Annotated in this window: 11 protein-coding genes; 3 read left to right on the top strand and 8 right to left on the bottom strand. The window is 36.5% G+C overall.

Annotated features, from left to right (window positions below; translation table 11 throughout):
- Positions 1–35: 35 nt before the first annotated feature.
- Entirely contained in the window at positions 36–1,430 is a 1,395-nt protein-coding gene (locus ICG50_RS09530; protein WP_187660682.1) for an exopolysaccharide biosynthesis polyprenyl glycosylphosphotransferase, read from the top strand.
- Here ICG50_RS09530 and ICG50_RS09525 read toward each other — a convergent pair.
- Positions 1,410–2,528, bottom strand: a complete 1,119-nt coding sequence (locus ICG50_RS09525) for a lipoprotein N-acyltransferase Lnb domain-containing protein (RefSeq protein ID WP_187660681.1) — start codon at positions 2,526–2,528, stop codon at positions 1,410–1,412. The genes ICG50_RS09530 and ICG50_RS09525 overlap by 21 nt on opposite strands.
- A gap of 6 nt (positions 2,529–2,534) precedes the next feature.
- Positions 2,535–3,602 carry a putative type IX sorting system protein PorV2 gene (locus ICG50_RS09520; RefSeq protein ID WP_465254283.1) on the bottom strand — a complete coding sequence of 356 codons (1,068 nt, stop codon included), beginning with the start codon at positions 3,600–3,602 and terminating at the stop codon, positions 2,535–2,537.
- Positions 3,603–3,712: 110 nt separating this feature from the next.
- Here ICG50_RS09520 and ICG50_RS09515 point away from each other — a divergent pair, with 110 nt between their 5' ends.
- Complete coding sequence (locus tag ICG50_RS09515; protein WP_187660680.1) at positions 3,713–4,429, top strand: CDP-alcohol phosphatidyltransferase family protein; 717 nt, start codon at positions 3,713–3,715, stop codon at positions 4,427–4,429.
- Between the two features lie 15 nt (positions 4,430–4,444).
- Here the strand turns inward: ICG50_RS09515 and lptB are convergent, their stop codons facing one another.
- The 4 genes from lptB to ICG50_RS09495 all read right to left on the bottom strand — a co-directional run bounded on the left by lptB (position 4,445) and on the right by ICG50_RS09495 (position 7,410).
- Complete coding sequence (gene lptB, locus ICG50_RS09510) at positions 4,445–5,185, bottom strand: LPS export ABC transporter ATP-binding protein (protein ID WP_187660679.1); 741 nt, start codon at positions 5,183–5,185, stop codon at positions 4,445–4,447.
- Between the two features lie 104 nt (positions 5,186–5,289).
- Positions 5,290–5,637, bottom strand: a complete 348-nt coding sequence (locus tag ICG50_RS09505) for a carboxymuconolactone decarboxylase family protein (protein ID WP_187660678.1) — start codon at positions 5,635–5,637, stop codon at positions 5,290–5,292.
- A complete protein-coding gene (gene tatC / locus ICG50_RS09500; protein ID WP_187660677.1) occupies positions 5,630–6,445 on the bottom strand; it encodes a twin-arginine translocase subunit TatC in 816 nt (271 codons plus the stop codon). The genes ICG50_RS09505 and tatC overlap by 8 nt, the downstream gene beginning before the upstream one ends.
- Positions 6,445–7,410 (bottom strand): KpsF/GutQ family sugar-phosphate isomerase, encoded by a 966-nt coding sequence (locus ICG50_RS09495; protein WP_187660676.1) that lies wholly within the window; start codon positions 7,408–7,410, stop codon positions 6,445–6,447. The genes tatC and ICG50_RS09495 overlap by 1 nt, the downstream gene beginning before the upstream one ends.
- Before the next feature lie 86 nt (positions 7,411–7,496).
- Between ICG50_RS09495 and recQ the strand changes: the two genes are divergently transcribed.
- Complete coding sequence (gene recQ, locus ICG50_RS09490) at positions 7,497–9,692, top strand: DNA helicase RecQ (RefSeq protein WP_187660675.1); 2,196 nt, start codon at positions 7,497–7,499, stop codon at positions 9,690–9,692.
- 95 nt (positions 9,693–9,787) lie between these two features.
- On the opposite strand, the gene ICG50_RS09485 is transcribed toward recQ, so the two are convergent.
- A complete protein-coding gene (locus ICG50_RS09485) occupies positions 9,788–14,197 on the bottom strand; it encodes an Ig-like domain-containing protein (protein ID WP_187660674.1) in 4,410 nt (1,469 codons plus the stop codon).
- A 177-nt stretch (positions 14,198–14,374) separates the two neighbouring features.
- On the bottom strand, positions 14,375–14,611 hold the full coding sequence (locus tag ICG50_RS09480; RefSeq protein ID WP_187660673.1) for a hypothetical protein: 237 nt from the start codon (positions 14,609–14,611) through the stop codon (positions 14,375–14,377).
- Positions 14,612–14,648 lie beyond the last annotated feature (37 nt).

Here is a 14,648-nt window from a genome sequence, read left to right as displayed (position 1 = left end):
TAACTTGCGACTTCAAAAATCAGGAAACTCTAAACATGAACAAATACAAGGACATACACTTTGAAGTTTCAGAAAGAAAAATTCTTTTGCGACTTTTTGATGTAATCTCTGTACTGCTTTCTTTGTACTTGGTAGGAATAGTTTTTCAATTCAATTATTTCAATATTTCGGCTACCAATTTTTACTGGACCATTGTTTTAGGGATTTACTTAAATTTTATCGGCTCTGTTTTTGAAATGTATAATTTGCAAGTAGCCAGTAACCAATACCAGGTGATAAAAAGTATTATTCTCACTTCTTCTACTACGGTTTTATTGTACTTACTAACTCCAATTTACACACCGGTATTACCCAGCAATCGGATTCAAATCTTTTTCTTTTTCATCGCCATCTTCTTAGCTTTATTTACTTGGCGTATGATTTATGTTCGCTTTTTTGCCTCTACTAGGTTTCAAAAGAAAGTAATTCTCATTTGTGATCAAGATCAATTAAAAGAATTGGTAGATGGTTTGGAAAATGCCGATCCGCATTACCGTGTATTAGGTTTTGTAAATTCAGACAGTACCAATATCAAAACAGAAGTCTTTCCCAACATAAAAAATATTGAAATTAACGATTTAGAGACTTTTGTAAAGAAAAATTCTATTTCTGAAGTTGTCATAGCTTCACAAAAAACAGACGGAATTACCGTAAAACTATACAATCAACTCATTGATTTACTTGAAAATGGCTATATCATCAGGGAATATACACAAGTATACGAAGCCATTACCCAAAGAATACCTGTGCAATATGTCTCCCGCGATTTTTATCGTTATTTCCCCTTCAGCCGAAGCAATCAAAATCACTTGTATTTAATTGTTGTTCGATTTTTGGAAATCGTAATTTCACTGATAGGTTTAGGGATTGGTTTGTTGTTAATTCCTCTGGTGTTTATAGGGAACCTTTTCGGTAATAAGGGCAAATTATTTTATACTCAGGAAAGAGTTGGCAAAAACGGAGCGGTTTTTAATATTGTCAAATTCCGGACCATGATTAAAAATGCCGAAAGCGATGGAGCTGTTTTTGCTACTTTTAATGATTCAAGGATTACGCCTTTTGGAAAAATCATGAGAAAATCAAGAATAGATGAATTTCCGCAGTTTATAAATATTCTCAAAGGCGATATGGCAGTAATTGGTCCAAGACCTGAGCGCCCAATTTTTGTTAGTGAAATTGCTGAAGTAATGCCTTTTTATGAAACGCGTCATGTAATTAAACCGGGTTTAACGGGTTGGGCACAAGTCAATTATTCCTATGGTGAAACTATAGAAGATAGTTTAATGAAATTGCAATACGATTTGTATTACATCAAACACCGAAGTCTCTTCCTTGACTTCAATATCATGTTTAAAACCTTTAGTACGGTTCTATTTTACAGAGGTCAATAACCTGAAGGGATTTCTTCCGTCGATTTTTAATAGCATATAAAAAGCAGCCAATACAAACGGCAACATCAAAGGCAAATGCGGTTTGTTAACCATGAAAAGGGCATAAACAAACAAAAGTGCTATTGAAAGATTACAAATTCTTTTCAATTTTATTGCTTTCAAGAAAGGTAAAGCCAAAAATAGTGGGCTAAACAAAAGTGCGTTATAATTCCACAGCAATTCTTGATGTTGGGAATACAATCCAATCAAACAAAGAACAACGCCAAGTATGCCGCAAACGAAAAGATAGCTTAAGAACAACCAACGTTTGTTGATTATTGTGATCAAAACTAAAAAAGCAATAATGACATAAATGCTATTGAAAAAAGCAAATTTTGGTTCGATGGTGCTTCCGGGAACGAGGGTTTTCTTTGCCCTAACCAAAGGTTTTCCGTTCACATTTGCTTTGTCTAAACTGTTCATTAATTCCACCGGAAGGAATAATTTTTCCGCTTTTGCATCGGTTTTTCCGCCAAAAACAATGTTGATGCCGAGTTTGTACCAAAAGTAATTCTCAAAATAAGGATAAAGAAGCGTTCTGTAACTAATTGTTTTGTCATCTACTTTCTGAATTTGGACTTGACCTAATAAACCATTGATTTTTTCCGTGACCATAGTGGTGCAATTTCGGTCAATAAATTTATAAGTGTAGTATCTTTCGGAAGTGTAAAGAGAAGCATTTAATTCTTCGAAAAGCTTTTGTTTTTGAGGCAATGATAAGTTGAGGGTTTGTTCAATAACTTCTCTTTCATCGATTTGGTATTCTAAAATAAAATCTTCTACTGAAGTCACATTCATGAAATACTGCAAATCGCCTTTGACAAATTTTAAGTAAAAATTCTCCGTCCTGAAATCAAAAGCACCGTAGTTGAAAACAATATCCAATTGGTTGGCTTCATCTTTAATTCTCAAAGCGGTATGGCCAAAAGTAGAGTAGAGTTGTTCGCCACGACCACAGGTGTAAATGCTGATTTGTGTATTTTCAGAAAGCTTTGGGTTTTGTGAAAAAGTGGGTAAACAAAAAAAGAGTAGGAGTAAGAAAAGTGCTTTTTTCAACATAAATTTTTATCTAAAAATACTCAAATCTACTTTAACCGAAAAGATATTGGAATACAAAGCGGCACTTTGGTCGCCCAAATCGGTCAAAGCATAATCAACCTGTATGCCTTTGTATTTAAAGCCTAAACCAATATTGGGTTGAAAATTTACCTTGGTTGAACCATCAATTTGGGCCACATTTTGGAAATTGCCAACACCGGCGCGAAGGAAAACTAAGTCGGTATACCCAAATTCAAAACCGATTGCCGGATCAATACTCACCGCATCAGTTGAAATGATGTCATTGGTTCGGGCAAATTGCATGTTTAAATTAACGGCAGCCAATAAAGTATAATCGTAGTGGAATTCAAATTTTTTAGCGATACCCAGTTGGGCTTTGGGCAGCGTGATTTCGGTACTTTCGGGCAATTCCTGATTCTGACCTTCAACGGCGCCTTGAATGGCTTCAAATTTATCTTCATCGATGGCCCAAACGTTGTAAGTGGTTGTGATATCGCGAAGCATCAAACCAAAGTGCCAATCGTTTCTGTCGAATTGCAAACCGGCATCAAAACCAAATCCCCATGAATTGGCAAAATCCCCGATTATTCTTCGGATAACTTTGGCGTTTATGCCGTATTGGAATCCTTCGAGTTTCATTTTTCGGGCGTAGGAAAAAGTCAAACCATAATCTGCAGTGGAAAATAAACTGATTCGGTTGTAATCGATATTGCCTTCGCTGTCGATTAATTGGGTAGTGTTTAGAATGTCATCAACTCCAAAACGAATCAGGGAAACACCCCAAGCGCTTCGGTCGTCTATGTTTTTGGCGTAAGCCGCATAATCGTATTGGGCAATATTAGCAAAATAACTGGCATGCATTAAGGAAGCTTCGCTGTCTTCAATTTTCAATAATCCGGCCGGATTCCAATAACCCGAATTGACATCGCCTGTAAAAGCTGTTACGGCATTCGACATACCTAAAGCTGCAGCATCAACACCTATATTCATAAACTCATTGGAGTACTTTCTAACGGCTTGAGCATGAGTAATTAGGCTAGTGAAAAGTAGCAGGATAGCAATCGTTTTTTTCAAGGCAATTTTTCTTTTTACAAATATCACATAAAAATCTTGAATATAAAACGCAGAAGTCTGCAACTTATTGTATTAAATTTGTATTTCTTTAAAAATAACAAACGTTTACGATGAACATCAAAGCCCAGATTCCCAACTTATTTACGATGCTTAATTTGTTTAGTGGTTGCGTTGCGTTGGTTATGGTTTCTTATTCTGACTTTGAAAGCGCTTTTTTCTTTGTTTGCCTGGGTATTTTCTTCGATTTTTTTGACGGCTTTTTTGCCCGAAAGTTTGGTGTTTCCGGACCATTAGGCGTGCAGTTGGATTCTTTAGCTGATATGGTAACGAGTGGTGTTGTTCCGGGTTATCTTATGTTTACTTTGTTACAGGGATTTATTATTGATTTATCTTTTTGGGGATTTTATCCTTATTTGGGATTTGTTATAACACTTGGTGCCTGTTATCGTTTGGCCAAATTTAATATAGATGAAAGACAATCAGATAGTTTTATCGGATTGCCAACACCGGCAAATTGTTTGTTTATTATGAGTATTCCATTTCTGCTTGATAATGATCCATTTGGTTATATTTTGACTAATAACGTTAAAATCGGTTTAGTTATTGTCAGCTTTATTAGCGCTTACGTCATGAACGCCGAAATTCCATTATTCTCACTGAAGATTAAGAATTTCAGTTTTGCCAAATATAAATTGCAGATTTTCTTTTTGATTATCTCAGTCTTGATGCTGATTTTCCTTCAGATACTAGCGGTTCCGTTGATTATTTTACTCTATGTTTTACTGTCCGTTTTCAATAATATAGCAAACAAAAAATCCGCTGAGTAGCGGATTTTTTTATTTCTAAAAATGCAATTTCTTTTTACGCAATTCAAAGTTTTGCCCGAGATAAACCTTTCTCACCATTTCGTCCGCAGCTAATTCTTCCGGATTTCCGGCTTTTAGGATGCCACCTTCAAACATTAGATACGTTTTATCGGTAATCGCTAAGGTTTCTTGAACGTTGTGGTCAGTGATTAAGATGCCGATGTTTTTGTTTTTTAATTGGGCAACAATTCTCTGTATGTCTTCGACAGCAACCGGGTCAACTCCGGCAAAGGGTTCGTCCAATAGTATGAATTTTGGATCTGTAGCTAAAGCACGAGCGATTTCGGTTCTTCTTCTTTCACCACCGGAAAGCAAGTCACCACGATTGGTTCGAATGTGTTCCAAACTGAATTCGGCAATCAAACTTTCCATTTTGGCCACTTGTTCTTCTTTGCTGAGTTTGGTTAGTTGTAAAACACTCAAAATATTGTCTTCGATACTCAACTTTCTGAAAACCGAGGCTTCTTGAGCTAAATAACCAATACCGTGTTGGGCACGTTTGTACATCGGGAAATCGGTGATGTTCATGTCGTCCAAATAGATATTTCCGGAATTGGGTTTGACCAAGCCTACAATCATGTAGAAAGAAGTGGTTTTTCCGGCACCATTTGGCCCTAAAAGCCCAACAATTTCTCCCTGGTTTACTTCTACGGAAATGCCTTTTACAACGCTTCTGCCTTTGTAGGTTTTGACTAAATTTTCAGCTCTTAACTTCATTTTGAGGTTCTAAGGTTCTAAGTAACTAAGGTACTAAGTTTTATTCTCTGCAAATAAACAAAATTCATTTGCTTGATTGATTGTTTTAACTTCAATTTTGGAAACTATTTCTGTTCCTCCAACGCTTCCCAAAACTCGTAAGCTCTTCTTAAATGTGGGACTACTATGGTTCCGCCGACTAAAGTGGCTATGCCCATAGCTTCCATCATTTCTTCTTTGGTGACGCCTTCTTTGTAGCTGGTTTCCAAATGGTATTTTACGCAATCATCGCAACGCAATACCGCTGAGGCTACTAAACCTAATAGTTCTTTAGTCTTTACATCTAATGCACCTTCGGCATAAGCATTGGTGTCCAAATTGAAAATTCGCTTTACAATTTTGTTATTATCGGCCAATAACTTCACGTTCATTCGAGAACGGTAGTCGTTAAATTCTTTTACTAAATCAGACATTTTCTTTTTCTTTTTTGACCACAGTTGCGGAAATTAAAATACTTACTTCATACAAAACCATTATAGGAATAGAAACAATCACTTGACTAGGAATATCTGGTGGTGTAACTATTGCGGCTATAATCAAGATTATTACAATGGCAGCTCTTCTGTATTTTCTCAAAAAATTGGGTGTTACCAATCCTAATTTGGTTAAAAAGTAAATGATAATCGGGAGTTCGAAAACCAAACCACTAACAATTACCGAAGTTTTAATCATACTGATATAAGAATCGACTGTGAATTGATTTATAATCGTGTCACTTACATTAAAAGTGGCGAAAAAATTGATGGTTAAAGGCACAATAATAAAGTACCCAAAAAGAACACCAATAAAAAACAACAACGAGGAAACAACAATAAACAACCCCGCTTTTTTACGTTCGTTTTCATATAATGCCGGTCTGATAAATTTCCACAATTCCCAAAGAATATAAGGGAAGCCAAGCACAAAACCGGTAGTTATTAATATCCAAAGATAAATTGAAAACTGCCCGCCCACTTCCGTGTTTTGAATAATGAATGAAAAATCAGTTGCACAAGCATAAGTGTCATCCACCCCAAAAAAACGCGTTACCTCACAAAAGAATTTATAGGTGATGAAGTTGGGGTCTTTAGGCCCGAAAATAATTTGATTGAAAATGAAATCATCTATAAAGTAAGCGGCACATGCAATAATAATAATAGCAAGGGTACTTCTTACTAACAACCATCTTAACTCTTCCAGATGGTCTAAAAAAGACATTTCTTTAAGCTCTTTTTTTGCCATTATACGATGCCTTCTTTTAAAATGTCATGCAAATGAATAACGCCTCTGTATTCCCCATGGTCTACCACAACTAATTGGGTAATCGAAAAATCTTCTAAAATATTCAGAGCATCGCTTACCATATCAGTTGATTTAATCATTTTTGGATTTACGGTCATGATATCTTGAGCGACTAAACCGGAAATATTTTCGGTTTTATTCAGCATTCTTCGGATGTCACCATCAGTAATGATTCCGATTACCTCGTCATTTTTAACAACAGCGGTAACGCCTAAACGTTTTTCGGAAATTTCCATGATTACACTTTTAATGTTTGAATCCGGTGCCACAATCGGTTTATGGGTTGTATCCAGCATGTCGCCCACGCGTAATAATAATTTTTTACCTAAAGCACCACCGGGATGGTATTTGGCAAAATCTTCGGCGGTAAAACTTCTCATTTCCATTAAGCAAACGGCAATCGCATCGCCCATGACTAATTGAGCCGTAGTGCTGTTGGTTGGCGCCAAATTATTGGGACAAGCTTCACTTTCTACATACGTATTTAAAACATAATCGGCTTCTTTGCCTAAAAAAGAAGTAGTATTTCCGGTAATGGCTATTAATTTGTTGCCAAATCGTTTCAATAACGGAACCAAAACTTTGATTTCAGGACTGTTGCCGCTTTTGGAAATACAAATCACTACATCACCGGGTTGGACCATGCCTAAATCGCCATGGATGGCTTCGGAAGCATGAAGGAATAAGGATGGCGTTCCGGTTGAATTTAAAGTGGCCACAATTTTCTGTGCGATGATAGCACTTTTGCCTATTCCCGTCACTACTAATCTTCCGGTAGTGTTGTAAATGATTTCAACGGTTTGGATAAAATCGTCATTTACAAAATCCACTAGCTTTGCAATGGCTTCACTTTCTGATAATATGGTCTTTTTGGCAGAGGCTAAAATGGTTTCTTTTGGTATCAAAATTCAAATAAGATAAAATTTGTATGTATAAAAGAAAGTCGTATCTTTATGTTTGCAAATTTATGTAAAAATACCATTAACACAGAATGAATTTAGACGAAATTGACATCCACAAAGAATTAAAAAAGTATTTTGGTTTTAGCCAATTTAAAGGTTTACAGGAACAAGTCATAAAAAGTATTATTACCAAACATAATACCTTCGTTATAATGCCAACCGGTGGTGGAAAGTCACTTTGCTATCAATTACCTGCGTTAATACAAAACGGGACCGCGATTGTGGTTTCACCATTGATTGCTTTAATGAAGAATCAAGTTGATGCCATCAGGAGTTTGTCCTCTGAAAACGGAATTGCGCATGTGTTAAATTCGTCGCTAACCAAAACCGAAATCAATCAAGTTAAAAAAGATATTACTTCAGGGATTACCAAATTGCTTTATGTGGCACCGGAATCTTTGACCAAAGAAGAATATGTAGAATTTCTGCAAAGTGTTCCCATATCATTTGTTGCCATTGATGAAGCACACTGTATTTCAGAATGGGGACACGATTTCAGACCCGAATACCGAAATCTGAGACACATCATCAAACAATTAGGTGACGTGCCTGTAATTGGTTTAACCGCTACAGCTACGCCAAAAGTTCAGGAAGACATACTAAAGAATTTGGATATGTCTGACGCAACAACGTTTAAAGCGTCTTTTAACCGTCCGAATTTATTTTATGAAGTACGCACCAAAACCAAAAATATCGAAGCGGATATCATTCGTTTTATAAAGCAACATAAAGGCAAATCAGGTATCATTTACTGTTTAAGCCGAAAAAAGGTAGAAGAAATTGCGGAAGTGCTACAAGTTAACGGAATTTCAGCCGTTCCCTATCATGCCGGTTTAGATGCAAAGACGCGAGCTAAACACCAAGACATGTTCTTGATGGAAGATGTAGATGTGGTGGTGGCAACTATTGCATTCGGAATGGGAATCGACAAACCGGATGTTCGTTTTGTAATTCACCATGATATTCCAAAATCCTTAGAAAGTTATTACCAAGAAACCGGTCGTGCCGGTCGAGATGGAGGAGAAGGACATTGCTTGGCGTACTATTCTTATAAAGATGTTGAAAAATTAGAGAAATTCATGTCGGGCAAACCGGTGGCTGAGCAAGAAATTGGTTTTGCATTACTTCAAGAAGTTGTGGCTTATGCCGAAACTTCGATGTCCAGACGTAAATTTCTTTTGCATTATTTCGGAGAAGAATTTGACAGTGAAACCGGTGATGGTGCCGATATGGATGACAATGTTCGCAATCCAAAAACCAAAGTCGAAGCCAAAGACCAAGTTAAAATGTTGTTGGAAGTCGTTCGAGATACCAAATATTTATACAAATCCAAAGAAATCGTTTTTACCCTTATCGGAAGAGTAAATGCCACTATAAAAGCACACAGAACCGATGCACAAACCTTCTTTGGTTGCGGTTCTGACTATGATGAACGTTATTGGATGGCGTTGATTCGTCAAGTTTTAGTGGATGGTTTATTAACCAAGGACATTGAAACTTATGGTATTTTAAAAGTTTCCGACAAAGGCCATGCGTTTATTAAAAATCCGGTTTCGTTTATGATGTCGGAAGATCATGAATACAGCGAAAGCGAAGATGAAGCTATAGTAACTGCTGCCAAATCAAGTGGTACAGCCGATGAAGCTTTAATGAGCATGTTGCGTGAATTGCGTAAAAAAGTGGCTAAAAAATTGGGTGTTCCACCATTTGTGGTGTTCCAAGATCCATCTTTGGAAGACATGGCTTTAAAATATCCGATTACTATTGAAGAATTGAGCAACGTTCATGGAGTAGGAGAAGGCAAGGCGAAAAAGTATGGCAAAGAATTTATTGAATTAATAGAACGATACGTTGAAGACAACGATATCATACGTCCGGATGATTTGGTGGTGAAATCTACCGGAGCCAATTCGGCTAATAAATTATATATTATTCAGAACATCGACCGAAAATTGTCCTTAGATGATATTGCTAAAGCCAAAGGGTTTACGATGGATAATTTGCTCAAAGAAATGGAGCAGATTGTCTATTCAGGCACCAAATTGAATATCAGCTATTGGATTAACGAAATCCTGGACGAAGAACAGCAAGAAGAAATCCACGATTACTTTATGGATTCTGAATCGGATAAAATAGAAGACGCATTAAAGGAATTTGATGGTGATTATGATATCGAAGAATTGCGTTTGATGAGAATTAAGTTTATAAGTGAAGTGGCGAATTAAAGTTTACAGTCTCAGTTTTCAGTTTTAAAATGTAAATAAAACAAAAACGGCTACTTTATAAAAGTAGCCGTTTTTTTATTGAATGAAGTATAGTTTTATCTTTTAACCACTTGAAGGGTTTTTGCTTTTCCTTCTTGAGTTACGGATACATTATAAATTCCGGATGGATAACCATTTCCGATTTCTACATTGTTTAAATCATTAAAGCCAATAGTTCTGTACTCAATTAATCTTCCCACCATATCGTAAACCTTTATGGTAACATCTGCCGCATTGTTGGTTTGAATGTCTAATTTAAAGGTTGAGCTATATGGATTTGGATAAGCCACTACTCTTGATAATAATTGTGAAGTTTCAGTTCCCAAGTCACATTCTTCCGGAGTTAGTACTGTGGCTGTTACCGCAACTCTGGCAGAAGAACAAACTTCTGTAACATTCCAATCAAAAAAGAAGTTGTAATTGTACGTATCAATCTCTCCAAATGAAAAACCACCAACGATAGAAACCGCTCCATTATCAACCGGGAACGGACTAGGAAACGGACTTACATAAGCCAAAGCATTATCATATGAAGCGCCATCAGTAATTAAAAGGGTATAGTTATTACCTGCAGACAGTATATAATTAAGAGATACCGTTTGAGCTATTGTTGTAGGAGACCAATCTGAAGCAGTATTTGGTGTAAACACAACATCATCAGTTCCCGGAACTTGAACTCCATTTTGGAATACTTTAATGGTTATTGGAGCTACTCCGGTTCCACCAGGGTTTTGTTGCGGATATACTTTAACCGAATTTAAAATAATAGAATTCGATAAATTGAAGGCCAAACCTCTATCTAGTGATCCAGAGCCATAACCATCATTGCTGTATGCTAAGCCTGCTGTACCGTTAGTTGATGATTCGGTACCGGCATAATAGGTTGTTGTAGCAGTAATTACAGGAGTTGTAAAAGAGTTTCCTGTTGCTAAAGCAGTTCCACCGGTTTGTGTCGCATACCATTTGACATCTCCTACAGAAGAAGTTGCCGATAAAGTTGCAGTATCTGTTGGTTGGCAAATTGTTGCCGGAGTTGTTTCGGTAATAGTATTATTTAAGGTAATTTGAATTGGTGTAGAAGCTACCGTAGTTGTGCTGAATGAACAAGTAACATTACAACGATAATAAGTATTTTCTACCGGAGCAACTGAAGTAGTTGTAGCAGTTGCACCATCAATGTTAACATAGTTTGAACCTGTAGTAGAACTTTGCCATTGGTAGGTTATGCCTTCTCCAATAATGACATTTTCTAAACGCAATGTTACTGCTTTACCACCACAAATGTTGGTTTCGGTAGATAAGGTATTACCAGGCGCTACTGTAGAGCACTCTGATTGTCTGGCAGTAGAAAAGAAACCATAAAAATCTTCAAAAGGCAATGGATTTGTGGTTGACATTAATAAATTTGGTGTTCCTGCTTCAAAACTTGCTGTAATCCCAAAGTCATTATCATAAACACCGGCAGCTGAAGGTGCTTGCACAATAATACTGGTTTCAATAGCATTAGCATCCGCTACTTTGATATTGAAATCGATAACAGTACCGGCAGTTTTTGAAACTTCCCATCGGTTCTGACTTAAATAGGCAATATTTGCTGAAGGTGTTCCCGGATTTGTTTCAAAAGCTTCTGCTTTTAATTTGGCGCCCGGGCTTCCAAAACCTCCCGCTGGAGTTGTAACCGCTACCCAAATTGGTGAATAAGATGATTTTCCAACAGGGAAAAAGAATTTTTCCACAGCAAAATCAAATTCACTATTTAAATCTGTAGCATTTTGTCCGCCACCAATATCTTTCGCAAAAGGGCCATCGATATAACAAGTATCTCCAAAATTACCGGTAACAGATGCGGTATACGACATAGCTGGTGTTCCAACGGTTAAAACACTGGTTGCTGAGGTGTGAATGATACCCGCAGTCATTGTTAAGGATGATACTACGTTAAATGGCACTAAAAAAGTTACTCCTTCTGTACTGGTATTGTTAACTCTAAGTTGAAAAACAGAACCAGTATTCACAGGTGTGTTTAAAATGGTTTCTGTTTGTGCATTGAATGTACCTGTGCCGGAAATGGTTTGTGGTTTTGCAGTTGCTACCGCTGATCCATCGATATAATTACCAAAATAAGTATTATTGTATAAATTTAAAGCTCCGTTATTGATAATATTTCCTCCAAAATACGTATCAACACCTTGACCTTTTATTTTTCCTTGTGTAATGGTGAAATCATTTTGAACATTCATTATACTAGTACCACTCAAGTTACTAAAATCTAAATTAACAAAACGATCGGTTGAGTCAAGAGCATTGACAATTAGGTTGTTTAAAGAAAGTGTTCCTTCAGCAGCTCTGAAATTACAATTAAATCCATTAGTGGTTACGGTACTTTTTTCTATTGATATTCCGTCACCAATTTGTAAAGTATGATTAGCCCCTATGGCATAATTATTACTTGATTCATAAATAAAAGTTGATGGAGAATTAGTTACGTTGTAGAACGTTAAATTTAAAGGTAAAGTCAGCCCTGTAGCCGGTAAACTTGGACTTGTATTAATTGAACCGTCAAAATTGATGCTGGCCACAACTGTTCCTGCCGGAATTCCTGCTCCGCTAATCACTTGGCCAACCGCTAAATCATCTGTAGCATCTAAAAAAATATTCGTTGGATACCAACAAAAGAAACCTGTACAAGCAACAATCGAAGTAATTGTATGGGTTGTTGCTACAGTAGCGCTTGAAACTGGAGGGTCTACAATAGTGATTTTTCCACCCGTTAAATTTAAAGTTGCATTGCCAATTTTGAAAAGAGTTTGGTCAATACTGGTTGCTGCTACACCATTGTTGTTCCCATCAACAATTATATCTCCGGCTGTTTGATTAAAAGTACTTCCATTAGCATGTAAAACATTCCCGTTTACTATAAGAGAACCGCCATTAATGGTATAGGTACCGCCGTTGAAAAATGTTGCGTTATTATTGGTACAGCCCACAGTTAAAGTTGAAGAATCGCTTATCAATGTTGCTCCTGGAGCAATATTTACTCCTGCCGCTGAACTAATAGTATTAACCGTTATAATATGTCCTGAAAGTAAAGTTACAGTATCTCCACAACCCGGAACACTGTTGCTGCTCCATGTAGCGGCATTATTCCAATTTCCTGTTTGTGAGGAAGTTATAGGTGTGTCTAAAGCCGCATTGTATCCAACTTGAAAAGTGTTGTTTAAATCGGTATCAGAAAGATTTTTTCTCGATGCAAAAGGTGTAATGGTACCTGATTGGTGATTACCAATTGTTGTTCCGTCTGCTTTAATAATCCTTGAATTGCCATTTTTAATTAAAAAAGCATCTTGAATTGAAAAAGCTATTGTATGATTACCAATTGGAAAAGCATAAGTCGCATCTTTAGCAATGGTCCATGCACCTTCATAAATGTCTGTGACAGTATAACTTCCATCAACTACAGAAAACCCGGAAGATACAGCAGGTTCGTCAAAATAAGTTACCGAAAGTTCTCCTGATGTTCCCGTAGCATTCGGGTCGTTAGGTCTTGAAATAAATGCGGATCTGCTTTTTCCATTAGCACTAATAAAAGGAAATAACGTATTACTGTTATAATAATCTACTCCGGATGTTATTGCTACTGGATTATCGTAAGCACTATACCATCTGCCAATGGTGCCGCTTAAAAATCCACTACCGGAAGTAATGGTTGTAGTAGCAGAACCATAATTTCCTATGGTCATTTTGTTGACACCTAAGTTAATTCGGGCGTTAGTTAGCGTTAGATTACTTCTGATTTTGATATTGTTAAATCCCCAAATTATATTTGGAGTAGCCATACTTGTATTATTAATAATCAATTGATTAATAACAGCACCGGTATTGGAATTGTCAGTTAAATATAAAGTACCTCCAAAAGTACCCAAACCACTAACGGTTTGAACAGAAGAACCATTTAAATTCAATGCACCTTCGGGCAAATAACTAGCGCCAATGGACAAATCAATTCTACCATTGTTTGTAATATTTCCTGCCACCGTAAGTTGCGTTCCTTTGTCATATCCCCATCCGCCTGCATCAAAATAAAAGATTCCATCAAACAAACCACCATTATTAACAGTTAAGTTTCCAGTTATGATAAAATCAGCTGAGTTACTACCACTTTCTAAAACACCTCCAATGGTTGCATCATTAACTGTAATCAAATCGTCAAGTAGAACCGTTGTGCCGGTTGCAATGATAACATTGTCAATAGAAGTTGGGGAAGTAGCCGTTCCCCAAGTGGCAGGATCGGTAAAATTTCCTGATTGGATTGAAGTAAAGGTAGTTTGCCCTTGCAAGCTAATCACCGCAAACAATAGAAGAACCAAAGATAAAAAGCCTTTGAGAAATCGTTTCTTTTCATTTAAGTCATTTGCTCCATCAATAACAGAATTCGAATAGTTTTCTAGCGTGTAATTTTTTTGCATAATCAAGAAAAATTTGGTTTATAACCAAATGTAACTCTTTAATTATAGAAAAGGCGTTTATTCGCTTTCAAAATGACTGAATTTTTAAAACTTATTTGAAAGATTTGAACCAAAATAGCACACTTTATTTTGCTGAAAAAGAGTAGTTTAAGTTTAAAGTTTTTGGTTTATTGAATATTAAACATATAATTCCCCTCGATGTGGCTTCAATGTATCTCGAACAGCTATCATATTTTCATCTGTCACCACCATAAAAGCAATAGCATACATTTCGTTGAGGATTTCATAGCCGGTAATGTTAATGGGTAACTTTTCAATAGTAATATATTCCTTTAAATGGATTTCATGGTGCTCTGCAGTTTTAGCAGAAGCCGGTCCTCGGAAATCCCAAATGAGTTTTATTTGTCTTGACATATACAGAAATAATAATGTAAAGGTAACTTTTTGCTAC

Source organism: Flavobacterium buctense (genome assembly GCF_014486695.1).
Lineage (GTDB): Bacteria > Bacteroidota > Bacteroidia > Flavobacteriales > Flavobacteriaceae > Flavobacterium > Flavobacterium buctense.
Note: the sequence above shows the minus strand (reverse complement) of the source record. Positions and strands in the feature narration are given on the sequence as shown.